The organism is Gemmiger gallinarum (assembly GCF_014982805.1).
Lineage (GTDB): Bacteria > Bacillota > Clostridia > Oscillospirales > Ruminococcaceae > Gemmiger > Gemmiger gallinarum.
Map to the genome: position 1 here is coordinate 149,960 of NZ_JADCKC010000004.1, position 25,642 is coordinate 175,601.

At 49.1% G+C, this 25,642-nt stretch carries 24 protein-coding genes, 1 tRNA gene and 1 rRNA gene; 6 read left to right on the top strand and 20 right to left on the bottom strand.

All coding sequences use genetic code 11. The annotated features are described in order from the left end of the window. Nucleotides 1-44: 44 nt before the first annotated feature. The 12 genes from INF35_RS13260 to INF35_RS13315 form a co-directional block, all read right to left on the bottom strand. A complete protein-coding gene (locus tag INF35_RS13260; protein WP_193503259.1) occupies nt 45-1,253 on the bottom strand; it encodes an ABC transporter permease in 1,209 nt (402 codons plus the stop codon). Further along, on the bottom strand, nt 1,250-2,131 hold the full coding sequence (locus INF35_RS13265) for an ATP-binding cassette domain-containing protein (protein WP_193503261.1): 882 nt from the start codon (nt 2,129-2,131) through the stop codon (nt 1,250-1,252). Before INF35_RS13265 ends, INF35_RS13260 begins: the two co-directional genes overlap by 4 nt. After that, entirely contained in the window at nt 2,115-2,849 is a 735-nt protein-coding gene (locus INF35_RS13270) for a hypothetical protein (RefSeq protein ID WP_193503263.1), read from the bottom strand. Before INF35_RS13270 ends, INF35_RS13265 begins: the two co-directional genes overlap by 17 nt. Then, nucleotides 2,846-3,346 carry an RNA polymerase sigma factor gene (locus tag INF35_RS13275; RefSeq protein WP_193503265.1) on the bottom strand — a complete coding sequence of 167 codons (501 nt, stop codon included), beginning with the start codon at nt 3,344-3,346 and terminating at the stop codon, nt 2,846-2,848. The genes INF35_RS13270 and INF35_RS13275 overlap by 4 nt, the downstream gene beginning before the upstream one ends. 217 nt (nt 3,347-3,563) lie before the next feature. After that, complete coding sequence (locus INF35_RS13280; RefSeq protein WP_193503267.1) at nt 3,564-4,583, bottom strand: PepSY domain-containing protein; 1,020 nt, start codon at nt 4,581-4,583, stop codon at nt 3,564-3,566. A gap of 219 nt (nt 4,584-4,802) precedes the next feature. Beyond that, nucleotides 4,803-5,600 (bottom strand): anti-sigma-I factor RsgI family protein, encoded by a 798-nt coding sequence (locus INF35_RS13285; protein ID WP_193503270.1) that lies wholly within the window; start codon nt 5,598-5,600, stop codon nt 4,803-4,805. Further along, entirely contained in the window at nt 5,597-6,343 is a 747-nt protein-coding gene (locus INF35_RS13290; RefSeq protein ID WP_193503272.1) for a sigma-70 family RNA polymerase sigma factor, read from the bottom strand. Before INF35_RS13290 ends, INF35_RS13285 begins: the two co-directional genes overlap by 4 nt. An 809-nt stretch (nt 6,344-7,152) precedes the next feature. Continuing rightward, nucleotides 7,153-8,415 carry a recombinase family protein gene (locus tag INF35_RS13295; protein ID WP_328740954.1) on the bottom strand — a complete coding sequence of 421 codons (1,263 nt, stop codon included), beginning with the start codon at nt 8,413-8,415 and terminating at the stop codon, nt 7,153-7,155. A 13-nt stretch (nt 8,416-8,428) separates the two neighbouring features. Beyond that, nucleotides 8,429-8,803 carry a helix-turn-helix domain-containing protein gene (locus tag INF35_RS13300; protein ID WP_193503274.1) on the bottom strand — a complete coding sequence of 125 codons (375 nt, stop codon included), beginning with the start codon at nt 8,801-8,803 and terminating at the stop codon, nt 8,429-8,431. A 106-nt stretch (nt 8,804-8,909) separates the two neighbouring features. Next, nucleotides 8,910-9,677, bottom strand: a complete 768-nt coding sequence (locus INF35_RS13305) for an ABC transporter permease (RefSeq protein ID WP_328740957.1) — start codon at nt 9,675-9,677, stop codon at nt 8,910-8,912. Further along, on the bottom strand, nt 9,658-10,374 hold the full coding sequence (locus INF35_RS13310; protein ID WP_328740970.1) for an ABC transporter permease: 717 nt from the start codon (nt 10,372-10,374) through the stop codon (nt 9,658-9,660). The genes INF35_RS13305 and INF35_RS13310 overlap by 20 nt, the downstream gene beginning before the upstream one ends. 1 nt (nt 10,375) lies before the next feature. Then, the gene (locus tag INF35_RS13315) at nt 10,376-11,308 is read right to left on the bottom strand and encodes an ABC transporter ATP-binding protein (RefSeq protein WP_193503280.1); all 933 of its coding nucleotides are present in this window, start codon (nt 11,306-11,308) and stop codon (nt 10,376-10,378) included. Between the two features lie 228 nt (nt 11,309-11,536). Here INF35_RS13315 and INF35_RS13320 point away from each other — a divergent pair, with 228 nt between their 5' ends. Together INF35_RS13320 and INF35_RS13325 are read left to right on the top strand one after the other, a co-directional pair. Next, nucleotides 11,537-12,235 carry a response regulator transcription factor gene (locus tag INF35_RS13320; protein WP_193503282.1) on the top strand — a complete coding sequence of 233 codons (699 nt, stop codon included), beginning with the start codon at nt 11,537-11,539 and terminating at the stop codon, nt 12,233-12,235. Nucleotides 12,236-12,247: 12 nt separating this feature from the next. Next, complete coding sequence (locus INF35_RS13325; RefSeq protein ID WP_193503284.1) at nt 12,248-13,165, top strand: sensor histidine kinase; 918 nt, start codon at nt 12,248-12,250, stop codon at nt 13,163-13,165. Nucleotides 13,166-13,196: 31 nt separating this feature from the next. Here the strand turns inward: INF35_RS13325 and INF35_RS13330 are convergent, their stop codons facing one another. From INF35_RS13330 to INF35_RS13340, 3 genes are all read right to left on the bottom strand, one after another. After that, entirely contained in the window at nt 13,197-13,433 is a 237-nt protein-coding gene (locus INF35_RS13330; RefSeq protein ID WP_193503309.1) for a hypothetical protein, read from the bottom strand. Continuing rightward, nucleotides 13,430-14,653, bottom strand: a complete 1,224-nt coding sequence (locus tag INF35_RS13335; protein ID WP_328740962.1) for a plasmid recombination protein — start codon at nt 14,651-14,653, stop codon at nt 13,430-13,432. The genes INF35_RS13330 and INF35_RS13335 overlap by 4 nt, the downstream gene beginning before the upstream one ends. A gap of 432 nt (nt 14,654-15,085) precedes the next feature. After that, entirely contained in the window at nt 15,086-15,409 is a 324-nt protein-coding gene (locus INF35_RS13340; RefSeq protein WP_193503286.1) for a hypothetical protein, read from the bottom strand. A 328-nt stretch (nt 15,410-15,737) separates the two neighbouring features. Between INF35_RS13340 and INF35_RS13345 the strand changes: the two genes are divergently transcribed. From INF35_RS13345 to INF35_RS13360, 4 genes are all read left to right on the top strand, one after another. Further along, nucleotides 15,738-16,985: a DUF6076 domain-containing protein gene (locus tag INF35_RS13345; RefSeq protein ID WP_193503288.1), complete on the top strand. Its 1,248-nt coding sequence runs from the start codon at nt 15,738-15,740 to the stop codon at nt 16,983-16,985. Between the two features lie 45 nt (nt 16,986-17,030). Further along, nucleotides 17,031-17,852 (top strand): hypothetical protein, encoded by an 822-nt coding sequence (locus tag INF35_RS13350; protein WP_193503290.1) that lies wholly within the window; start codon nt 17,031-17,033, stop codon nt 17,850-17,852. Nucleotides 17,853-17,863: 11 nt separating this feature from the next. Further along, nucleotides 17,864-22,306: an AMP-binding protein gene (locus tag INF35_RS13355; protein WP_193503292.1), complete on the top strand. Its 4,443-nt coding sequence runs from the start codon at nt 17,864-17,866 to the stop codon at nt 22,304-22,306. A 134-nt stretch (nt 22,307-22,440) separates the two neighbouring features. After that, entirely contained in the window at nt 22,441-23,631 is a 1,191-nt protein-coding gene (locus tag INF35_RS13360; protein ID WP_193503294.1) for an IS256 family transposase, read from the top strand. A 195-nt stretch (nt 23,632-23,826) separates the two neighbouring features. On the opposite strand, the gene INF35_RS13365 is transcribed toward INF35_RS13360, so the two are convergent. From INF35_RS13365 to rrf, 5 genes are all read right to left on the bottom strand, one after another. After that, entirely contained in the window at nt 23,827-24,249 is a 423-nt protein-coding gene (locus tag INF35_RS13365) for a protein-export chaperone SecB (RefSeq protein ID WP_193503296.1), read from the bottom strand. Beyond that, a complete protein-coding gene (locus INF35_RS13370) occupies nt 24,242-24,799 on the bottom strand; it encodes a type II toxin-antitoxin system MqsA family antitoxin (protein ID WP_193503298.1) in 558 nt (185 codons plus the stop codon). Before INF35_RS13370 ends, INF35_RS13365 begins: the two co-directional genes overlap by 8 nt. A gap of 31 nt (nt 24,800-24,830) precedes the next feature. Further along, nucleotides 24,831-25,154, bottom strand: a complete 324-nt coding sequence (locus INF35_RS13375; RefSeq protein ID WP_193503301.1) for a hypothetical protein — start codon at nt 25,152-25,154, stop codon at nt 24,831-24,833. Between the two features lie 171 nt (nt 25,155-25,325). Then, a tRNA-Lys gene (locus INF35_RS13380) sits at nt 25,326-25,401 on the bottom strand. A gap of 58 nt (nt 25,402-25,459) precedes the next feature. Next, nucleotides 25,460-25,576: ribosomal RNA gene (rrf, locus tag INF35_RS13385) — 5S ribosomal RNA — on the bottom strand. Nucleotides 25,577-25,642 lie beyond the last annotated feature (66 nt).

Here is a 25,642-nt window from a genome sequence, read left to right on the forward strand (position 1 = left end):
GAGAGATGTCTGTCTCCCATGACATTTTGCATATTGACGGCTCTTTACCGTTTTCGTTTCCGGCACCACGCCATTACAGCAAACGGCAGGCAAATGAATCCTACCAGAAACGGGATCACCAGCAAAGGTCCGGGCGACCAGATCCGGAAACCAAACCAGTGATACAGGTTCTGCCGGAAGATATCCTCCGCCCCTCCCACAAAGGGCAACAGCCGCAGGTATTGCTGCACCGACCAGGGCAGATACTGATTGAGGATCTGCGGTCCCCAGGTGATCAGCAACGCGACGATCAGTGCTGCCGTGGTTCCCGGCAACAGCGCCGACATCAGCAAGGCAATCCCGGCAAAGCCCAACACAGAGCAGAACAGGTACGCCAGTTCATAGCATTCCGCCTGGAGCATATTCATCGGTGCAGTGGTCAGCATCTTGATCAGCTGAATGGGCAGATCCCAGCCCTCAAATCCCAGCCAGACAGCCTGAACCGCCACCATAACCGCTGCAAACACCGCAAAGATTTCCACCGCAAACGCCAGACCAGACAGGAGCTTTGCCCCGGCCAGTCCAGCTTTTCCATGCAGGGATGTCACCTGCAGCGTATCCATGCCCCGCCGCCTTTCCCCGGCGAACACAGATGTCAGGGCCAGAGCCAGAACCACGGGCAAGACCATCTGCCCAAAGCCCCCGATTCCGTTGCCCAAAATGGCAGACCAGCCTGCAGCCCAGCCGTATGCCATGGGCTTGTCCACCTGGCTGTCCATATCCAGGAAGAATTGCCGATCCGCCGGGTCTGAAAACTGGTTTTCCAGGTAATATTCCAGTTTTTCCTCCCGACGCTCATACAGACCGGTCAAGCGGGCCGGGTCCACATAGTAGATGGTAAGTGTGGGATAGGGTTGGGTCTGATCCTCCACCTCCGGCCACAGAAACGACACCAATGTTCCCTGCAGAAAGCTGAAATCCGCCAAAGCACCGTCAAACTCCGGGTTTTCCGCCAGGATTTGCTGATAGGTACGCACCATATCCTGTGCTGCTTCATCGGTGAGAGTTTGCCACTGGGCGGCATATTGCTGACTCTTGCGAATGTTCGCATACCCATCGATCTGGTGACTTCCATCTGCCCGCATGGTGCCGAAATTGATGCACTGCATGGCCCATACCTGCAGCCCCAGCGTCAGCAGCAGCATTCCACAGACTGCCAGTCTGGTCAGCCCGGAGCGCCACAGTTTCTTATGTTCCTGCCAGAACAGGCTCATGGATTGTCGCCTCCTTCCTCCTCCGGGAAGTACAACAGATACAGATCTTCCAACGTGGGGATACAGGGCCTTGCCGCCGGGGCAGGCTTTGCATCCGCCAGAATCCGCAGCGTCACGCTGTTCCCGTCATAGCGCAGATTTGCCACTGTCATCCGTGCCTGCCAGGTCTCAGACTCCCGGGATGGCACAGTCAGTTCCCACACGCGTCCGTTTGCCTGCTGCAGCAGCTCCGAAACTGTCCCCTGGGTTTGAAAGCATCCGTCTTTCATCAGGAACACCTTGTGCGCAATCGCTTCCAGGTCAGAAACAATGTGGGTGGAAAGCAGCACAATTTTTTGCTGCGCATACCCTTCCAGAATGTTGCGGAAGTGGACTCGCTCCTTGGGGTCCAACCCTGCGGTGGGCTCGTCCAGGATCAGAATATCCGGGTCATTGAGCAATGCCTGAGCGATGCCCAACCGGCGGCGCATTCCGCCGGAAAAGGTCCGGATCTTTTTATTCCCAGCCTCCTGCAGACGAACCATATGCAGCAGTTCCTGAATCTTGGGCATGGCCTGGGAGCGGGTCATCCCTTTCAGCACAGCCATATACAGAAGGAAATCACGGGCACTGTACTGCGGATATCCGACAAAATCCTGGGGTAGATAACCCAGTTTATCCCGGTATACCGCCCCCAGTGCGTCAATGGGAATTCCATCCAGGCGTACCTGTCCGGCAGTGGGCTTCAAGACGCCGCAGATCATCCGCAAAAGGGTTGTTTTTCCCGCCCCGTTGGCGCCCAACAGACCATAAATACCGGGTTCCAACACAGCCGTGACCCCTGCCACCGCCGTGTTTCCTCCGAACTCCTTGCACAGATTTTCAAGCAGCAATTCCACCGATGATGCCCTCCTTTCGTTGTTGGAACAGAGAAATCAGTTCTCTGACAAAAAATCCGCCGAATACCAGGAATGCAAGAATCCAGCCGCCCAACGCAGACGTTTCATACAGTTGGGGCGCCGCAAGATGAATCATCAGCAGTCCCGCCGCCGTGACGGAACATACCGCGATACAGATCGTCCCATTGCTCCGCGGACAGCGTCGAAGTACGGTCAAGGCAACCATCGCACAAAACAAAAAAGGAACCAGCAGATAGAAAAATAACGGCAGCAAGGCTTTTCCCGTCTGTGACCTTCCCAACACCAGTGCCGACGTCAGAATCACAAGGTCTGCGGCCGCGGCCAGAATCAGCTTGGCAAGTGCCAGTTCCGCACGGGACACACAGGTGGATGCTTCCAGTTCATCCATGTCGTAGCACTGACCAGCAAACAGGACCGGCAGACACACTGCCACCAGAAGCGGCCCCAGCAGCGGCAGCCAGGACAAAAGGTCTTTTTGTCCGGCCGCTGCCAGGAAAAACAGCACAGAAGCGGCCCCCTGTGCCGCCCACATGGGCACCCCGGTAAAGCGCCATACCTGTGAGAGGAAGGTCCAGAACCCAGTACGCTGCCGCACCGGATTCTCCTGTAAGAGCGCGGCACACTTTTGTTTGGTTTCTGCCATACGAGAGGGCTGGGGCCCCTGGCACAGCAGGCGATGCAACTCAGAAGAATTCACAGTTTTCCCTCCCTTAAAGTTTTCAATGCTTTCCGTACACGGCTCTGCACGGTGCGCAATGGCTGGCCCGTCACGGCTGCGATCTCGCGGTATTTCAGTCCCTCCCCATACCGGAGCAATACCGCTTCCCGCTGTTCCGGGGGCAGATTTGCCAACAGCCGCTTTGCCATATCACGGGTTTCGACATCTTCGAAAGGCATCGATGTATCAGCCATGTCCTCCGGCAACGGTTCCGTTTTTCTTTGTCTGGCAGCATCCACACACAGACAATAGGCGATGCGATACAGATAGGCACGGAACTGCCCTTGTTCCCGGTAGCTTCCTATGGTGCGGAATAGGTGCAAAAAGACTTCCTGGGTCAGGTCCTCCGCCGTCTGTGTACAAGGGGTATGGCGGGCGCAATATCGCAGAATTGCCGTATAATATTGCTCAATCAAGGTATCCGCCGCCGTGCGGTCTCCGGCCTGAATGCGCTGTATCAACTGCGCGTCCCGCATACGCATCCCCCCTGTCCTTGTAAAATGTGCTTCATTTATGATAACGAGGAATCTCCCCAAAATGATTAGGCTATCCCCCCGCCTTGGCGGGGGCTTTTTCTTGCCCCCGGGGACGGGGTTCGCCATACAAAAAGCAGCAGCCTCACGCACCGGAAGCGTGAGGCTGCTGTTTTATGCCGCTACGGGATGTAAGGGAGAATGCAATGTCAGGCGATCATCAGTCGTCCCAATCGTCGTCATCGTCGTCATCGTCGTCATCGTCATCATTGTCGTCGTGGTCATCATCATCGTCGAAATCATCGTCGTAATCGTCGTAAATGTCGTCATCGTAGAGATCGTCGTGGCCGTCGTCGTAGAGATCATCGTCATAAATGTCATCGTCGTAGAGGTCGTCGTGGTCGTCATCATAGATGTCATCGTCATAGATGTCATCGTCGTAGAGGTCGTCGTGGTCGTCATCATAGATGTCATCGTCATAGACGTCATCGTCGTAGAGGTCATCATGATCCACGCCGTCCACGTCCATCTCGGTGACCTTGCCAGTCACGGCGTCCACCTCATACTCGTACTCCACGCCGTCCAGCATGAACGCCACTTCATAGTCGCCGTCGTCCAGGTCGTATTCCCGCTCCACAAACTGCAGGTCGTCCCGGCCCAGCTGCGCGGCCAGCAGGTCCTCGGCTGCCTGGGCGTTGATGTAATCCTTGCCCGGGTGGGTGTCGTCCAGATCGTCCTCATCCAGCGCCACGGTGCGGCTGCCGATCTGTTCCGCTTCCACGGTGGCGCGGGCGGCGTCGGCCAGGTTGTTCATGAACTCCTCATCAGGGATGGAAGACCCGTGTTCCAGGCGCAGGACGATGTTCTTTTCCTGGCCCGCGATGGTCTTCTCAAAATATCCGTCCTGGTTGATGCGGCTGACCAGCTCGCTCACCACGCCGGTGCAAGGCTTGCCTTCGTAGCCGGTATACCCTTCCAGCACGGCGCTGCCGTCCCCGTTCAGGGCGTTCAGGGCCAGCACCTGTCCGGCATCGTCATATTCCATCTCGATCTCGGGGTTCACGCTCAGCAGCACCGTACCGGCCGGGGTCCCGGCGGCTGCCGCCTGGGGCGCGGCGGAACCGGCGGACACAGTGGACGCAGCAGGTGCGGTGGACGCGGCGGTGTTTCCGCAGGCAGTCAGGGAGAAAACAGCGGTCAGGGCCAGAGAGGTCAGGGCAAGCATCGTGGTCTTTTTCATTTGGGTCATCTCCTTGTTTTGTTTTTGTATCTCTGTGGGAAGGATACGGAACCGGATGCGTAAAACCGGGGTCTTCCGGATTTTTTTCTTTTTCTGCTGTTCAGGTCCGTTTCCTTATCGCTTACACCTGAAGATTACGCAGTCCCGATCCTGAAAACGGGGTCCGCTCCAAATTTTTTTCAAAAAATTTTTCTGCGCCCCTTTTCCCTGCCGCCGGGATCAGTCATCGTCCCCGCCGTCGTCATCATCGTCGTCCCAATCGTCATCCCCATCATCGTCGTCGTCCCAATCGTCGTCCCAGTCGTCATCGTCATCCCAGTCATCCTGCGGGACTGGGGTGGGCACCGGGGTGGGTGCAGGCGTCGGGCTGGGTGTGGGAACGGGCGTGGGGGTGGGTGTCGGGGTCGGCGTAGGAGTCGGCGTGGGCGTCGGCGTCGGCGTGGGCGCGGGTTCCGGGTCCGGTTCACCCAGATGGATCACAATGGTCTGGGCATACTTGCTTTCCAGGGTGTCTTTCACGCTGTTTTCAGTGTCTGTTTTCCAGGTGTCATCTCCGCCCTCAACGGACAGGGATACCTCCCCGCCTTCCTCCAGAAATCCCAGGTCGAAAGCCCGGTCCACCAGGTCTTCGGCCACTTCGCTGCCCTTTCGGCCGGCAAAATCATATCCCTCGATCAGGTCGGCGCCATCGCTGTTCAGGCCTTCCAGCGCCAGTACCCGGTCGGTGCGGCTCAGGGTCATTTCCACCTGGGGGTTAATGGCCATCTGCAAGGTGCCGTAGGCGGTATAGTTGGGCTGGTAATAGCCGAAGAACACCAGGCAGGCGCAGGCTGCTGCCCCGGCCAGGCCGCCGATAGCGGCGAAGTTTACCGGCAGAATGCGGAGACTGCGCAGCAAAACGGGCTGTTCCACCTGCTGGCCCACGGAATACCCAAGGTTGGCCGCCTTGAGAAACCGCCCTTGCTCGTCCAGCAGGACGGCATAGGCAGGATGAAGTTCCATAACCAGATATTTCATACCTTGTCCCCTCCTTTCTCCGGGGATTTGCGGGGCGCCATCTGGCACAGATGCCCCCGGATGATCTCATAACCGTTGGTAAAGGCCAGAAGGATCGCCACCAGATACCGGCGGTGACGCTCGATGGTCTTTTTGTCCACACCGCTGCCGGCTGTCAGTTCTGCCACCGGCAGGCGGCGAGTCTGCACCAGGCGTTCCAGCAGGTCCGGCGCCGTGCGGGCATAGGCCAGGACCCGGCGGCAGGCATCCAGGGTGCGGTCCTGCTTGGGGCAGTTGTCCGCCACGTCGGAAAAAGAAATGCCGAATTCCGCCAGCTGGGCGCCGAACTCCTCGATTTCCCGGCGGCTGGCCAGCCGAAGTTCACTAGCTTCCACCGGATTCTCCTTTTCGGGCAGAGTCTGCTCCAGATCCCGGTCGTCCGTGCCGGAAGGCGCCTGCAAGGACACATGGCCCCGGTGACGGCGTTCCGCCCGGTACTGGTCGATCAGCCGGTTGCGGATGGCACGGGCCGCATAGGGCACAAAGGCGCCGCGGCTCCGCTCATAGCTCAGGATGGCTTCGTAAAATGCCAGCAAGGCCACGCTCAGGGCATCTTCGTGGCCTGCTTCAATGGCAGCGTGGGTAAATTTGACCGTTTCGCTGCGCACAAAGGGCAGATATTGCTGCACAAGGGCATCGGCAGCCGCCGGGTCGGTCTTGGCAGCATAGACCAATTGCACGATATCATGTTCGGTGCGTACCATGATGATTCCTCTCTCCCCCTTTACAGCAGAATACGCAGCAGACCGCGTCAAAACGGGGGCATTTTAAAAATAATTCATCTTATTTTATCAGTGCGGCGGCGGGCCTATCTACCATCGCATCATCAAATCTATGTAAAATCCATGCAAAATTTCTGCACTGGGACAGAGGAGCCTCTCGCTTTCGCCGCCAGCCTCCCACGTTTTGAAACAAATAAGCAAATACTATGCGAGGTGAACGCAAACGTTTGCGCAACGCATGCGGCTTCCCCGAAGGGGGTGATGTAGCCCCTCTTTCCGGCTAATCAGGCACCACAGGGACCCGCGCTCTATCTTGTGCCCGCCGGAGCAGGCGGCGGGCACGAGCTGTTCTCGTCCCCGTCTGCACCGGGAAAGTCGTAGCGTCCCGGGATGTTGCAACAAAAAAACAGCCCTACACACTGTGTAAGGCTGTTTCTGGTGCACCATCAGCGGGAGCGTTAAGAAAACGTTCCAGTGGAACGTTTTTAGCGACCGGTCCCCGCGAGGCGAATGCAAGCGCTTGCGCGACGCATGAGCCCGCCCCGAAGGGGATGGTGCATAAAAAAATACCGCAACACTCGTTGCGGTATTTTTGGTGCACCATCCCCATCCAAAAACGAACTAAGTACTTCTTCCAGAGATACCGGGCGTCCGCCCTCCTGATAGTTGAAATTCACCACAATGCGGTCATCGAACAGATAGATGGAGTTGACAAAACAGTCGATGACCTTTTCCTGAAAGGCGATATCCGCCGGGTCGCCGTGGCGGAACTGATCGAACCAGAAAAGAATCTACTCCCGGGTGATGGGCGGCTTCTCGATCTGCTCCTGCAGGATACTGGTTTCCAGCGCTTCACGTTGCTGTTCCAGTTCCTCCATCCGCGCCTTGGTGGAGGGCGTCAGGATGCCCTGCTCGATGGCCGCCACCAGATTGTCGATCCGGCGCTTCACTTCTTTCAGCTCCGCCTGCAAAACCGGCAGACGGGTGTTTTCCTTGCTCTGGTATTCCAGCAGCTTGTCCGCCAACAGGTCAATGACCCGGTCGTTCAGCACCTTTTCCAGCGCCGTCTGCACCACAAATTGCTCCAGTGGTTCCTTGCGCACCGGCTTCAGGCTGCAAGCCTCCTTGCCGCTGCGTTTGCGGGTACCACATTTATAGTAACAGTGGACCGTGCCCGTGTGGCTTCTGCCGCTCTCCCCTGCCATCATGGTACCGCACTTGCCGCAGAACAGCTTGGTGGTGAGCAAATAATGGACGTCCGCCTTGTTGTGGGCTGGTGCCTGGCGGTGAATCTCGCACCGCCGCTGCACCGCATCGAAGCAATCCGGGTCGATGATGGCTGGGATGGCGTCCGGGATGACGGTATCCTTATAGCGGTATTCACCCAGATACCGGCGGTTCTTGAGCAGCGTCTGGAAGCTGTTCTTAGTGAACGGGTTGCCCCGGCTGTTGCGTATGCCGCGAGCGTTCAGCGATTCGATGATGCTGCGGATGCTCTCCCCCGCCGCATACCGTTGGAACGCTTCCCGAACCACCGGCGCGGTGGCCGGGTCGATCTGGTAGTGATGCTCGCTGTCGATACGGTACCCCAGCGGTACCGGGCTGCCGTTGAACTTGGCCTTTAGGGCGTTCTCCTTGTGGCCGCGGCTGACCTTCTCAGCCAGCTCCGCCGAATAGTACTCGGCCATGCCTTCCAGCAAGCTTTCCAGCATGATGCCTTCCGGCGTGTTGGAGATGGGTTCCGTCACCGACACCACATGGACCCGGTTGTTTTTGAGGATGCGCTTATAGTGGGCCGAGTCGTACCGGTTGCGGGAAAAGCGGTCCAGCTTCCACACCAGAACCGCTTCAAAGGTGTGGGTGGCGCTGTCGTGGATCATCTGCTGGAACTGCGGGCGGCTGTCGGTCTTGGCGGACAGTGCCCTATCGATGTAGGTCCGCACCACAGTGATGCCGTTTTGGTCGGCATACTCCTTGCATTCCCGCAGCTGACCTTCAATGGATTCCTCCCGCTGGTTGTCGCTGCTGTAACGGGCATAGATCACGGCATTCATGGCGTGCACCTCCTCACTTGTGCTTCTCCTCTTCTCCCATGTTGAGGATCATCTGTTTCAGCCGCCGGTTCAGCTCACTGCCAGGCGTGAAGCAGGCTTCCACAAACTCGCTCCAGTCCGGTTTGCGCTGTACCACCTCCTGTGCCCCCTCCGGCGTGACACAGACATACCGTCCGCGGGGGTCCTCGCACAGACCGAAGATATAGTCCAGCGATACATTAAAATAGGTGGCGTACCAGACCAGAATGCGGTAAGGTGCCGCCGCCCGGTCGGTTTCGTACCGGTTGATGGCAGCCTGGTTGGTTCCGGCCAGCGCCGCCAGCTGGGCCTGGGTCAGCCCCGCATCCTTGCGCAGCACGCGCAGGCGGGTGCCTACGGATACATCCATGGAAAGACCTCCTGCAAAATTTGTCAATTCAAGTATAATCGAATTTTAGATTTATTGCAAGAAGTATTGTCCACTTAGGATTCCGAAAGCACCCGATACAGCGACTTTACTGCAAAGCGTCCCTTTTGCTCAACCGATAAATCAGTATACCGGATATCATACCGCACAACGCCAGCGAAATCACACTGAGCAGGATTTCCGTCGGGGTGGATTCGTAATACCCGGAAAGCGTGAACGCAGCCACCAGCGGATACAGTTTGGATATGGTTCCCAGGTTTCCCACGAAGATCGTGATAAAGGAGTAAACTTCCGCTGCTAGAAGGCTGAGCCAGTAATCCAGCTTCTTTTCGGTAATGAAGCAGATAATGGGCAGCACTGCAAAGAAAACGCAAATTCCATCCACCAGATAGATTTTGAGATAGAGCCAAAAAATTGCTGCCGTAAGGACCTGGGCGTGAAAAGCCATTTCTACAGCAAAGGCCGCCAGAAACAGCACAAGATAGGTTCCCACGCTGAAAACCAGAATCACCATGACCTTGGCCACTACCATCTTGCCCATATTGACCGGAATGAGCAAAAGTGACTTCAGCACATCTTCCTGGCTCTCCCGGCAAATGATATAACTGCCGAACAGCGCGATGATGCCCGGCAGCGCATACATCGTTCCCAGGGACTGTACCCCGGTCAGGTACCATTCCGGTTCCATGCCATACGCTTCATTTCCTCCGGCGAAAAAGCCCTGGGCTGTCACAATGACCAGTACCATGCAGAGTCCAAACAGTGCCACAAGCAGCATACGGGAACGGCGAAGTTTTTTCAATTCTGTCCAAATCATAACCTGCATTGTGTTTTCCTCACTTTTCCGAAAGTCCATGATAGGCGTAGATTCCAGACGCCACCGCCCATCCTCCAAAACAGAGTACAGCAAAAAACGGCTGATAGGCACAAGGCATTATAATATCGGGCAGATCTCTTGAAATACAAAGGATGGCACAGGCAGAGGGAATCAGGTACGGGTTCGTCTGGGCCACGATAAAGCCCAGAAAAGCATAGATAATCGCTGCGCAGCAAGGCAGGAGATAACCCTTGTGTGATACCGCCAGTGCCAGAATCGGGATAACTGCCACTGCTTCCAAAACTGCGGCTTCGATTCCCTTATACAGAATGAATGCCATCATTTCTCCGTTCCAGGAAAGGAACCCGAAGGCCAGCCCGAATGCAAAGGTAAAGCCCACCGCCAGCATCATAAAAGCAAGGGAAACCGTCAGAGCGACCACCCACTTGGCAAAGAGATAGCCTCCCTTGCTCATAGGGATGATCCACAGTTGTTTCAAGACATCACAGCGCTGCTCATTATATACCAGCATAGATGCCAAAACGCCCAGGATGGCAGGCAGAATCAGAAAAATATTAAAGGAAAACAGCGCCTGCTTGTATAAACCCATATCCGTCAGATAATCGGGATGGGTGGCAAAGTAGGAGAAGGTAATCGCCGGCAGCACCAGAGAGAGCAACGGCAAGACCCGTAAAAGTTTCCAGCGCCGCAGTTTGGAAAACTCGACGCGCACCACATTAAGCAATGCCTTCGCCTCCCGTGATTTTCTTGAAATAGTCTTCCAGCGTATCGTCTTTTTCTGCCAGTCCCGAAAGCCCCACGCCCTGCAACGTGAGTTCCCGCACAAGTGCCTCCCGGTCGATGGTGGTTTTAAAAATTTTGACGCTGGTTGTATCCTGAATGGAATATTCCCCTACCTGCAGAGCCATCCGCTGTTCCAGAATGCGGGCCGTTGCCGCTGTATCGGACACCTGCAGCAGAATATATTTCTGGTTTTTCTTTTTCAGTTCTTCCATCGTTTCCTCTTCCAGCAAAACACCGTGGTCCAGAATGCCGATGTCATCGGCCAACATGGAAATTTCCGAAAGGATATGGCTGGAGACAAGAATGGTCTTTCCCTCTTTTTCGCTGAGGGAGCGGATAAAGGCCCGTACCTCCGCAATCCCGATGGGGTCCAGGCCATTGGTAGGCTCATCCAGGATCAGCAGTTCCGGGTCATGCATAATGGCGTTGGCAATCCCCAACCGCTGTTTCATGCCCAGCGAATACTCCCCAAAGAGCTTTTTGTCCTTATAGGGTAACCCCACCACCTGCAAGGCGTGCTCCACTGCGTCAGGGCGGATCGTTCCCCGCAGCTTGGCGAAGATTTCCAGATTTTCGGTTCCCGTCAGATTGGGATAGAAACCAGGTGTTTCGATGATGGCACCAATACGCTGAAAGACACTGCGCTCTCTGCGCTTCACCGGCTCTCCGAACAGCAGCGTTTCGCCAGAGGTAGCTGGCATCAGCTGTAAAATCATCTTCATAATGCTGGTTTTCCCGGCGCCATTCCGCCCCAGCAGGCCATAAATGTGGCCTTTGGGGACGTGCAGGCAAACATCGTTGACGGCGACCTGTTCCCCGTATCTTTTGGTCAGGTGCCGGGTTTCAATGGCATAGGATTCTTTCATGGTAAACCTCTTTTCCTTGTTCTGGTGAGGGAGATTTCTTGGAACTTGTGTTCAGTATACGCTCAAAATCTTACTTTCGCCTTATCAGAATCTTAACGAAATCTTGTTTTTTCCTCAAAACAGAGAAAAGGCTGATTCCGAAATTTTCTCAAAGCCCGGAACGTGATACAATACATACAGCAGCCGCTTGTTGCTGTATCTACGAACTTCCAGACTGAGGACGGACCCATGAAATATATTCTAACAATTGACGATGACGAAGCACTGTGCAAACTGGTCAAAAAGTGTATCGAAACGGCGCAAGTTCCCGTATATACTTTTCTGCGCGGAGAGGATGCGCTTTCCTTCTTCTATCAGAATCAAAACGACTGTGTTCTGGTCATTCTGGACATCATGCTTCCCGGCATGGATGGATACAGCGTCCTGGAAAAGGTTCGGGCTGTGAGCAACGTGCCGGTTCTGATGCTTACCGCCAAAGATCAGGAAGAAGATAAGGTTACCGGGCTGCAGAACGGTGCAGATGACTATCTGACCAAGCCCTTCGGCCTGGCAGAATTGACGGCCCGCGTGAACTCTCTGGTGCGCCGGTATACGAAGTTCAATCCCCGCCATGAAGAGAATCAGCGCCTTCTGTTTCAAGATATGACCATCGACCCGTCGGCGCATTCGGTGGAAGTACAAGGAAAGCTGGTATCTCTGACCGCCAGAGAATTTGACATTCTCCTCTTTCTGGCCCAGCACAAGGGGCGCATCTTTACCAAACAGCAAATCTATCAGAATATCTGGAAAGAGCCTTATTACCAGGATGACGGCAATATTATGTCGATCATCAGCAAGCTGCGCAAAAAGATTGAGCCAGACTCTGAGCACCCCTTTTATGTACTGACGGTGTATGGCGTGGGCTATCGCTTCAATGAAAAGGCATAAGGGAGAAGATCTATGCTGTCCGTGATTTGTATATTGTGTGCGGCGCTGGCCCTTTGGCTTGCTGCAACGCTTTTTCTCTGGCACCGGGAGCTTCTGGAAATCCAGAAAGCCCTGGAAGATATCGGAGCCGGAAACCTGAACCGCAGGATTGTAACCCGCGGTCCGCAAGCGATTCGATCCATTGGCTACGGTATCAACAAGATCGTACAGCAAAGCCAGCAGAGCGCCATCCAACAGAAGCACCACGAACAGGCCTATAAACAGCTGATCACCAATCTTTCCCATGACATCAAGACACCGCTTGCCTCCCTGACAGGCTATCTGGAAGCTGTAGAAAACGGACTTGTGGTAGGCCAGGAGAAGGAAGAATATCTGCAGACCGCCTATGAACGGGCCGGTGCCCTGCGTTCCTTTGTGGAAAAGCTCTTTGAATGGGTCAAACTGGATGCAGGCGAGCAAAAGCTTCAAATCGAACCGCTGGATCTTTGTGAGATTTCACGGCAATATGTTGCCGAATGGATCGGCCCGCTGGAAAGCAGCGGTTTTTCCTATACGATTGAGATCCCGGAAGAAGCCTGGCTGGCAGATCTGGATAAAAATGCCTACAAGCGTATCGTAAATAACCTTTGCGAGAATGTGCTCCGGCACAGTCATGGCACACGGTTTCGTTTCTGTCTGATCCCTGACGCCCGACAGGCAACGATCCGTGTCTCCGACAATGGCACAGGCATTTCTGCCGACGATCTTCCTCATGTTTTTGACCGGTTATATCAATGCGATCCTTCCCGCACAACCCCCGGAAACGGTCTTGGCCTTTCCATAACCAAGGAACTGGTTGTTGCTATGGGCGGCACCATTCAGGTACAAAGTTTTCCGGGCCACGAAACAACATTCACCATCTGTTTTCCGAAAGCAAAAGCGTTGCCATAAGGCAGCGCTTTTTTGCCGTCGAGCCTTTCTTTTACCGGCGATTTTTCTTCCACTCCTCAAACAGCCGTTGTCCCTCTTCCGACTGGTAAAATGCCTGGATCTTGGGCAGCAGGAACCGGGCAAACCGTTCCAGCTCCTGCTGGGGCACGCCGTCCTCCCGGTTCTTAGCGGACGCCGCTGCCTGTGCCGTTCTCTTCTCCTGCCGATCTTCCGTAGCGGCTCCTTTCTGCAGGGCTGCCCCCTGCTGCCTTATGATGCGTTCTGTCATCGGTCCTGACCCTTGGCCCGCTGGCGGCGCTGCTGACGGTTCAGCCGCTTTTTCTCCTGCTGGCGGCGGCAGATGCCCAGCACAAATGCCTGCACCTGCTCCGGTGCCACCCGCATGGCTTCCCGGTAGGGCCGGGTCTCGGTGAGTACTGCATCCAGCTGTTCCTCACAGCGGCGGAGGCGCTTGCGCGATTCCTGTTCCCTCACCGCACTTTGCTGCAGCTGCATCCGCAGGCTGCGATTCTCTGCCTGCAGCTTGCCGGTAGCCTTTGCCATCTCGCACAGGGTCTGGAAGTCCTGCGGCATCAGTTCCACTCGCTTTTCCAGCACGCCTTTGGTTTTGGCCCGCTGCTCGATGTCCGCCACATCGCGGATTGAGCCGGAAATGTTCTTCACCTGGGAGATAAGCTCCTTCCGTTGGCTTTGCAGCTGTTTGGTCTGGTCAGACAGTTCTGCCACTGTCTGGCGGTCTTTCTGGACCTTATACTCCAGAACCTCCAGGTGTTCGGCATCGCTGCCCTGTATGCCGCGCTCGAAGTCGGTGAATCCCGCCTGCCGCATATGCTCGAAGAATTGCGTTTGCAGCAGGCTGTAGGAACTCACCAGCCGGGGCTTGCCGTTCTTTTTCAGCACAGGCTGACCCTGTTCGTCGGTCATGGGGACCATCGGCCACTTTTTGCTGTGACTCACCTGCATGATCGTTTCCCGCACGGTGCCCCGCAGCGCCGGGTCCTTGCACCGCTTAGACCAGCGGATCTGCTTTTCCACCACCGGCAGATAGACAACATGAAGGTGATAGTGGAACACATCCCTTCCCAGCCGGTCACTGGCTTCCCGGTTGCGCTCGTCGGCGTGCATGACCGCCGAGATGATGTACTGCTCCCCACCAGCAATTTCCTTGGCCAGCTCGTACACCTCGGCATAGAACTGCTTGGCGTACTCATAGCCGCCATGGGTCTCGAAATAGTCAGTGTTCACATCAAACACCAGCTCGTCAAAGACGTAGGCATCTGGTTTCAGACCTCGGGTGGAAACAATGCCTTCTTCCACCATCCGATCAAATTGCTGGGCGTAAGTAGTTGCCTCGCAGGCTTTGAAGATTACGTTGTTGTAGCTGTATTCCAGCAGCACATCCGGGTTGGAGTACACTTCGTTCTTGCGTTCATTGTGCCGCTCCCGCACCGAGATGGCATTTTTACGGTAGCGCTCATTGCGCACCACGGTCCGATGGATTTTGCTGATAGGCGGCTCCTTTCTTGGGTACGGTTCTGCTGCGGATGGTGTACGCAGATGCTTTGGAAAGCATCTGACCCACTATGACACTTTCCGGCATTGCCGGCAAAGTGCCAGTGGGCCCGCTGCGGCGGGAGGGATCGGGATACGGCTGCCAACCAAAGCCGCTGTGCCAGCGTTCCGGTTGAGCCGCCATCGTAGCGGTTGCCATGTCTGTGGGTGCCTCTGGGAGCCTGGCACCACAGCCCATGTCCACCTTTTGCAAAACGCGGGGTGTGGAATTCTTTCTCTATTTTTCTTTTGGATAGATATATCATTCTATCTTTATTGTGTCGGTTTTTCCGACGGGTCGGTGTCGGCAAATCCGTCAACTGCCTGTCCATTTTTCCGACAGGTCGGGGCGGAAATTCCGACGGGTGGTTACAGCTCGTTGGGTTCCTTGGGCCGGGGCAGATTGAGGTAATACCGCCGTGCCTTTCCGTTTGGCTGTCCCGGCACCGGTTCCAGCAAACCGCAGCGTTCCAGGGCGGCGAACAATCCGGCGGCTTTCTCCCGCTGGCAGTGCAGCAATCGCCCCGCACTGGCCCGCGAGAGGCTCACACAGGGCCTGCCGTTGGCTTTCCAGCGCCCGGTGGTATCCTGGGCCGACAGCCGCAACAGCCCCAGCAAATGGCCGTACAGCAGCTTACTTTCGCCGGGAAGTTCCCGGTAAGGTTCTTCCGAGAGAAGGCTGGACGGGATCATCAGGAACCCGTCGATGCGGTTCAGGTTTTCCTCTGCGGGAACGAGTTCATGGTTCAGATGGCACCTCCTTGGGTTATGGGTTGGTTGCGTACTTTGGCTTCTGGCATCCCTCTTTTTCGGTTGGTTTTGTCCTCGAAAGATGTTTGATTATTTTATCATAGATTCTTCCGACACATACAGCATACAACGTCTTGCGATCCTTTTCAAGATGTGTTAGACTGTTTTCATGTTGGATGATTCACACACTTTTCTCGGCTGTTTCTGAAACACAGAAAAACACAGAGTCATTTTCCGCCCACTATGCTCCAACACAGGATGGTGACGAATTTTGAACTACCAGACGTACCTTTTCTTTGAAGGCCGCACCGAATATATCCAGGGCTACGACACGCCCCAGCATACATATCCGCTGGGGTCCCTGGTGTTCGGCGTCCTGGACCTGGATGCCGCCCCCTATCTGGAACGAGGCCGCGCATTGCTGGAGAAATTCCGGGGTGTAAACTTCCCGGAAGATCAGACCATGCAGCAGAGCCTGGCTTCCCCTGACACCTGTGTGTATTACCAGGTGGCGTCCTTTTACCATGATTTTGCCGCCGCTGTGCGGCAGGTTTCACCGGCCCTGTTTGATCTGGTGGAAGGCCACACGCTGGCCAACTTCCGTCGCAATGAACGAGAACTGAAAGCTATCCAACATAGCGTGTTGCAATTTATACATACTGGAAAAAATGACAGTTCGTATACATTTGATGAATTGCGCGCCAGAATGTCCCACCTTGGCGAGTTGGCCATAACCAGCGACATCATGGAAGGGTTCTGCCGGAACTTTCCGGAGTACACAGACCAGATGAAGGTCTTTATCCAGCGTGATACCGGTGACGCCTCTCTGTGCCGGACGGCGCTGTCGGTATTGGAATCCTTTGTGACGCTGCTGCAACAGTTGGTGGACGGAAAAACGGATCTGCGCCAGCTGATCGAGGCTACACTGGTGGAAGAGGACGGACGCCCCAGAACGGAGCATGGCCAGCGCCCTTCGGAGTTGCTGGTGGAACTGGCCGAAAATGGCGATTCGATCTACCAGAAATACCACAAGCTGGAGGACGACATCCATATCCAGACCCGGTACAAACGGCCTGCAGACAACAAAAAAGGCGGCATTTCTGCCGCCACGTTCTACGCGAGCGATACGCTGCCCGCGTTACTCTTTTTGGAATTTGTACAGATGTGTGCCCAGGACCTGCCGGTTGCCGTCTGTGAAAGCTGCCACCGGCTGTTTGTTCCCTTCTCCAGCCGCGCCAAGTATTGTGAGCGGGTGCTGGACCCGGAAACCGGCGCCACCTGCAAGGACATTGCCGCCAAACTAGCCTATGCCGAGGAACTGAAGGCCAACAAAGCCAAGGAACTCTACAATAAGATGCGCAACCGCTACCAGATGCGCTGCTCCCGTGCGCCCGGTAACCAGAAAATGAGGGATGCCTACAACGCCTGGCGTAAGCAGGCACAGATGGCGCTGAGTAAGTATCAGTTGGGGGAGATAGGTTGGGAGGAGTTCCAAATAAAACTGAAGCTCCGTATTTAATTTTATATTCTTAACACTTCGTTTTATACCATGGGGGGTATTTCTATGAAATATTTTTTTCGTTTTTTTGTTGCCTCTTTGCAAGTAATATCAACCATTTGGGGACTTATTGGTATTAGTTTGTTATGGCTTTTCCAACATACGCCATTTTTTGGTTTAACTCTTGCCATTCTAATTTTGGGTTACTTTTTTTTATTTTGCTATTTTTTCTTTCGTAATAGACATGTTAAAATGCCTAAAACACTCGATGGCATTGCAATCAACACATACCCTCTTTTACAAAGCAATTGCAAGCTAAATTCCCATTTAGCAATATCAGAAATCAATGTAAAAGTCAAGTTGGATGAATCCGACTTGAGTATAGAATATATCTATGAAGGTACTGTACACTCATTCCTACCCGTAGAAGGGCTTTATGTCACATTTGCTTCCGAAGCAAATATGGAAAACAAACGAATTTATAAAGCATTTAATGAGTATGACAATGAATTAACTGTTCGTAATATTTCTCCGAAAGGAATGTCACAATGCTTATTTATTTCTTTTTCAAATGCAAAGCGTAACAAAGATAAATTTTATGTCAAAATTACTGGGCATACATCCAATGCCGCCCCTTTAAGCGGAACAACTTATTATTTTATCAAGCCCTCCTTTTTTAAGATTAATTTCTTTCAAACGGTAAAGTATTCCTTCCTTCTATGTTCCTCAAAAAAGCTAAAGCAAGTAAAATGCTATCAAATCACGCCGCAAACAGTGAATCTTATTCGCTCATGTCAAATTTTTCAAACTCTAACCGATTATATCGCATATGACGCAACCGATGATTTGGGATTTAATAATATACGGATTTACATTTTCGAAAGATGACGGTGATTTTTATGGATCCTGTAAAAATAATTGATTTTCTAAAACATTATTTTGGAAAAGAAAACATTCCTACAAAAACATTCTCACAGCAAACTTGGCTCGATTTGAATATCGATAGTTTAGCCCTAACGTTTATGATTTGCTCGATAGAAAAAGAATTCAATATAACCGTTGATATGAAAACAGCTTTAGAATGTCCCAACATAGGAGCATTTGTCTTTTGCATTATCAATAGTAAAAAAACTTATCCTAATATCACCGATACCTTATCTTCTACTATTGATACATATCCATTAACTCCGCAACAAATTGCTATCTATGTCGCATCTATCAAAAGTAAAAATCCGTGTTTATATAATATTCCATTAAGAATTGCTCTTCCTCAAAATATAAATTATCAAAAGTTACGTGACGGTTTGTCTTCTCTTATCGCACATCATCCAGAGTTATGTGTAAAAGTAGATACCAGCCACATCGTTCAACCCCAAATGATTTCATACGACTTTCCTATTGCTGTTCAAGAATTAGGCGATACAGAAATTTCTTCTTTCTTCCATCCATTTAACCTGTCTCAAGGGCCTCTTGCACGTTTTGGATTAACAAATAATTATCTTCTAATAGATATCCATCACATTTTGGTAGATGGGCGTTCTATTTATCTTCTGATGAAAGAATTAAATGCTTTTTTATTAGGCACTCCTTATTCATTCTCTCAGATATCATATTCCAACTATGCAAAGAAGTTATATGATGATCGTTCTAATAATAATTTTCAAGAAGCCAATTCTTATTTTCAGACAGTTTTAGCTCATGGAAACTCTGTTAGACTTTTAGACTTTAATAACAAGCAACATCTACCAGGACTTTCATTATTCTTTAACCATGTTATAAATAAATCTCTTCTCCAAACAATTAAATCCTCTTTTGAACTTAGTAACACAATGCTTTATTTCTTGGTATTTTGTATTGTTCTAATACGTTATTCCCATCAAGATCATTTGTTATCAAGTATAACTCTAATGAATCGAAGCGGTATTTTCATGAATACTATTGGTATGTTTGTAAATACTCTTCCGATTTGTATTCCAAGCACAGACAATTTATTACAATTTATTCAAGAAATCAAATCAAGTATTCTAAATCTTTTTAAATATCAAAACACTCCATTATATGATGCTCTTCACAATTCTAATATTACTTCAAACCAGATAAATACCTCATTTATTTATCAAGGTTCTGGATATTACACTTTTGAAATAAACGGCTCTTTTTGTAAGAACGAATGGGTAGAATTAAATTCATCAAAATTTGATTTAACATTTGAAATAACAGAAACAAACACAGGATATCTTTTAAGAATTGAATATTCTCCAGACTTAGTATCTTTTGAAACCATAAATTTGATGCAAAAAAGCTATCGAAGAATTTTTAATCAGCTTTTGACTTGTAAAAAGGTTTCTGAAATAGAAATTTTCCCTACCACACCAAAGCAAGTATATTGTAGCGTTCCTACTCAAATCCATTCCCTCAAATGTGTACATCAACTCTATAGTGAGTTTGCACGTGGGAATCATAAAACAGCTCTTATCTTTCGGAATATGACATTTTCTTATGACCAGTTGGAGCAATACTCAAACTCCTTGGCTGCGTTTCTTCAAAATCAATATTCTGTAAAATCGGGAGATATTGTTCCGATAATCACTAATCGCTGTTGGGAGATAATTCCTGCTATTCTTGCTGCCATGAAAATAGGCGCAGCCTATTTATTAATTGATTATACCTGTCCTCTCCTGAGGAAAAAGCAAATTTTAGACGACATAAATGTCAAAATAATTCTGATGAAGGATGCCTCTATTCCCACAGAGTATAATTATCTTAATTTATCTGATACCTCGATATGGTCTTACAATAAGGCTCCTATCATTGCGACTAATCCTGACTTTTTATGTTACGTTGTATATACTTCTGGCACTACCGGCAAACCTAAAGGGATTAAAATCTCACATCGAAATCTTTCAAACTATTGTTCCTCAAAAACTGGTAGTATCTTTTCTAAGTGTTTTTCGAATTCAATCAAAAGTATTGTTTCTGTCACGAATTATGCATTCGACATTTTTATTACCGAAAGTGTTTTTGCGCTCCTTCACCAAATCGTTATTTATATGACAAGTGATGAAGAGGTAAACAACCCAATAGCACTTTCAAATTTAGTAAAACAGCATCATATCGAGTCTATACAAACCACACCTTCCAAAATGTTACTGTATTGCGGAAATCATGAAAACCTAAGTTTTCTCAGCTGTTTCAAAGCAATTATTCTTGGTGGAGAGCCTTTTAACACTTCTTTATTAAAATTAATTCGTTCACATAGTGAGGCAAAGGTATTCAATGTTTATGGTCCTGCCGAAACAACAGTTTGGGTCACTTGTAAAGAGTTGTCTAATCATGAAGATATTTCGAAGATTTCAATTGGAAAGCCACTATATGGGACAGATATTTTTATTGTCTCTCCAGAAAATGAAATATGTCCTTTTGGTATCCCAGGAGAAATTTGTATTGAAGGTGCAAATGTAGGAGAGGGTTACATTGGCACTAATTTCGACTCAAAAAGTTCCTTCGAAATACTTTCTACAGTTCCTAAGAGAACTATCTATCATACTGGCGACATAGGATACATTGATACATCCGGAGATATCTTTTTCCTTGGTAGAAATGACTCTCAAATCAAATTGAATGGCCAACGTGTTGAACTTAAAGAAATAGAACAATGTCTATGCTCAATTTCTCCTATAACAAACGCTGTAGTTATTGTAAAAGAGCATTTAGGAAAACAAATTCTTATTGCCTATTATGTATCTCAAACTGTTTTAAATAGTAATTTTCTAAAACGCACACTACAAAAAAAGCTTATGAATTATATGCTTCCCTCATATTATATTCATTTAGATTCTCTTCCTCTTTCTGCAAACGGAAAACTCGATATCAACTCTTTACCCGATTGTTTATCTTTAAGTTCAAATAATTCAAGGTCAATTGCACGATCGGAGATCGTCCATGATCTTCACTCTATTGTGTATCAAATAGTATGTAATTGTATAAAAGCCAATGAACTTAACACAGACGAAAATATTTTCGATAAAGGCGCCGACAGTTTAAGTCTTTTTGATTTAGTTGCATCTCTAAGCTCTGTTGGTTTATTTATTGACATTCAAAGTATTCTTGACCATCCAAGTGTTAATGGGATTATTAGCACATTACAAAACAAATTTTCAAAACCCATTTTCACTGCTACTCCAAACAAAAAATATGACTTTCTTTTAAAAAATCAAGTCGGTGGAACGGTTAGCATTCCAATAAAGAGCATATTAATAACAGGAGTAACTGGATTTCTTGGTGCACATATTTTGTACGAACTCATCCATTCTAGTGTTCAGAGAATTTTCTGCATTGTCCGACCTCTCGAAAACATATGTGCCGAGATTCGGCTTTTAAATATCTTACAATACTATTTTCCTCATTCCAATTTTACAGCAATACCTGAAAAAATCACTATTCTAACTGGTGATATTACCAATTATAATTTAATTAATATACTTCCTTCTCATGTTGATTTTGTTATCCACTGTGCAGCTACAGTAAATCATTTTGGCTCATTTGGTAGCTACCAATCAATCAATATTGACTCAACAAAAAGACTTTTACATTATGCGAAACAGGTAGATGCAGTTTTTGTTTATATTTCTTCAATTAGTATATCCGGTAATAGTTCCCTTCGTTTCTCCAATAGCGATTTACCGCCATTTGATGAAACCTGTTTTGCGAATGGGCAAATGTTAGACAATAACTATGTGCTTAGTAAGTACTATTGTGAAAAGGCCATTTTAGATAGCATACAGGACGGATGCAAGGTCAAAATTATACGTATTGGAAATTTAACTAATCGATATAATGATTTATGCTTCCAACCAAATTACCAAACAAATGCTTTTTTATGTAGACTACGCGCCATGACCGAACTTCATTATATACCTGAATCTTGGTTGAATAAAACGATCGATTTTTCCCCTGTTGATGAAGTTTCTAAAGCAATTGTCAAAATATGCTTTCACTATGAACCTGACTTTTATATTTATCACGTGTTTCCCAATCCATCAATAACTTATAATCAATTAATTGACGTTCTATCCTCTTTTTCGATATCCGTTATTCCTGTTCCAATGAATACCTTTAAGGAAAAGCTGTTTAATGCTTTTTCCAACAGAAAAGGTAAGTTAATAAAATACTTTGTTGGAATTATGGACTCCGATGGTAATTTTCAAATTTCTAACGCTATCACCGTGTCGAATAAGCGAACTTTGCAGTTCCTGAAAAAGATTCAGTATAAGTGGTCCCTATTAGATGAGCAATACCTAGCCGATTATATTTCATATTTTAAAAAACTCAACTTATTTTAATCGGGTATAATCACATCAATAAGAACAAGGAAGGTAGGGTAGAATAAGTTTCGCAAAAACAAAAAGAGACATGGTTTGCAGATCTCTGGTAGAATGAAGTTGCGACACAAACATTCGAAAGGAGATAGCAAACCATGCCTGAAAAGATTGTACAGCTAAACGAGGAAGTTATCAAGGGGCAGCTCAAGGAACTCGTACGAGGCAGCGTAGAGGAAACACTCAACGAGCTGCTAGAGGCAGAGGCTAACAAGCTGACCCAAGCTGCCCGGTATGAGCGCAATGAGCAGCGCCAAGGCTACCGCAGCGGCCACTACAACCGTAATCTCACCACCACCTCCGGAAACGTCACACTCAAGGTGCCCAAGCTCAAGGGCATCTCTTTTGAAACCGCCATCATTGAGCGGTATCGCCGCCGCGAAAGCAGCGTAGAAGAAGCACTCATCGAGATGTACCTGGCAGGCGTATCCGTCCGGCGCGTGGAGGATATTACCGAGGCCCTGTGGGGCAGTAAGGTGTCGCCGTCCACCATTAGTGAGTTGAACAAGAAAGCGTATGTCCACATCGAGGATTGGCGGAACCGCCCTCTGCAAGGCGGACGATATCCGTATGTTTATGTGGATGGAATCTACCTGCGCCGCAACTGGGGTGGAGAGTTTGAAAATGTAGCTATTCTGGTAGCCATTGCAGTCAACGAGGATGGCTACCGCGGGGTTCTTGGCGCAGCTGAGGGCATAAAAGAAGACAAGGCCAGTTGGGTTAATTTCTTTCAGTGGCTCCGCGGCCGTGGTTTGGATGGGGTTAAATTGGTGGTTGGTGACAAATGCCTTGGTATGCTGGAAGCCGTGGGCGAAGTGTTTCCCGAGGCCAAATACCAACGGTGTACAGTCCACTTTTACCGGAATGTGTTTACTGTTACACCGCGTTCCAAAGCAAAGCTGGTGGCCAAGATGCTCAAAGCGATCCACGCCCAGGAAAGTAAAAAAGCTGCTCGAGATAAAGCCAGAGCTGTGGTAGAAGAACTGCGTTCCATGAAGCTGAAAGAAGCGGCCAAGAAGGTGGAGGACGGTATTGAAGAAACGCTGACCTACTGCGATTTTCCCAGCGAACACTGGACTCGTATCCGCACCAACAATGTCATTGAACGGCTGAACCGAGAGATCCGCCGCCGCACTCGCGTGGTGGGTAGTTTTCCGGACGGCAATTCCGCCCTTATGCTAGTCTGTGCCCGGCTGCGCCATGTGGCCGGTACTCAGTGGGGCAACAAGAAGTACATGAACATGAAGCACTTGGAGGCGGTCCTTGAGGATGCCTCTATTGCTGGCTGACCTCATTTATTCCAGAGACTGCAAACTAAATTTGCGAAAGAATGTTGACACTACCGAATTCTCTTAACCTCAAGGCTCTTTTTAGACTTATACGTGGTAATTCTTCCTGGAACAAATTTCGCGATTAGGTAAAAAAATCATCTTTTTCACCTTAATCTTTTCTTTATTTTCTCTTTACAAATTATCTCTCAATTTTCATTCTGTTTTCTTTTCCAACCCGCCATCATTAAAATTCATAATGGGAAGCATCAAGGTTGCCACATTAGCATTATTCGTAAGAGTAGCAACAATTTGACGAAGAAAAGGAAATAAAATAGAAATGGTGTTTGTATGAAGTATATGATCTTTTAGATTGGCATCGATTGTTTCATCCTGATCAAAATAAGTGAAATGTCCCACAATAGCAACATGAATATGAAACGGCATCGGATGATCTTCTGTAGGTGTTATATCAAACGATAAATGAACATCATATTTATCATCACCAAGATTTACGATTTCCTGTTCAAAATGAGGTTGTAATTGAAACTCATGTTGATCAGCTTTAACCGGCTCCTTTTTGAACAGCAATTCTTCAACAGTATAATTGTCAAACTGTAAAACACTTGCTTTAGGCATAGTATCGATCCCCCCAAAATTCAGGACTATTAGGCGAATTTGGCCTAAGGTTGTAAACCATATTACTGTCCGTTGTATACGAAAAGGTAACCTTGACTCGAAGAGTTTCCAAATTATTCATGGCATTTTCATAATCTTGTTTCGATATCTTATCCCGATTCTTTTGTAAAAGTTCTCTGAAATTACTGGGTTGTTTCATTAATTCAATAAGATTATTTTGCGCCATATCCGCAATACTTCCATTCTCATAACGGGCAATTGTTTTATCTCCAAGTCCCAGAACTTTAGCAAAGGCAACCTGCGACAAACCATATTTTTCACGGATTCTGCGTATCTCATCTGCCTGTAATAGCCCATGCCGTTGGCGATATATTGCAAATGCATCAAGCAAATTTTGTTCATCAAGTTCTTCGTCCCAAATATCTTGGCCACAGTTCTTACAGCATCTTACCTTAGCTGTAATCGTGATTTCCTCCCCTTTTACAGGATATGTTTCCGAAACCGTTTTAACCTCAGTTAAAACTTCAGAATTACAATTGGGACAATACATATAAATAGCTCCTTTTTAATACTTATTATTATCATTCATCTATATGAAAACTAACAACTCGAACACCTCCATCCTCTTGGTATAAGACTTTAAATTTTACATAAATCAGATTTCCGTCTATCTTTTTCTTAAAGATCCAGAAAAAATCTGATGAGGGGTCATCACGGTCAACACTCGGCCCACATATATAATCTTCCTCTTTTAGATTATATATTTCTTCTTTAACTGCACCCCAAGAAATACCCAAGAGAGCCAATGTATTTAAATTCTTGTCTCTATCTATGGGATAAAATTTTTTATTATCAATTGCATATCTCATATCACTCAGAATTTTCTGAACGCGATCGCAACTCATCAGATAATCACCGCCGGTATAATGGTATCATATGATACTATTATAATATTCTTTCCAATTTTGTCAACAGTAATCCTTAATATAGTAGACATTTTATGCTTCCACAAACGGAAAATAAAAAACAAATCCGAACGCACCTTCGAAAAGAAGTACGTTCGGATTTGCTTGGTATGGTGCACCATCGGGGACTCGAACCCAGGACCCACTGATTAAGAGTCAGTTGCTCTACCAACTGAGCTAATGGTGCATATAAGCAAACTTCGGACCGGGCCTAAGCTCGGCCCGAAGGCTGCTTTTTCAAGAGAAGCCGGCATCTACCTATTTTCACAGGTCGTTTCCAACCAACTATCGTCGGCACGAGTGAGCTTAACTTCTGTGTTCGGAATGGGAACAGGTGGAACCTCACCGTCATCGACACCGGCCGGTATACAATCTTTCGATCGCATATTCTCTTTTCTGAAGGCATGTGCCCTCAAAACTGAATAAGA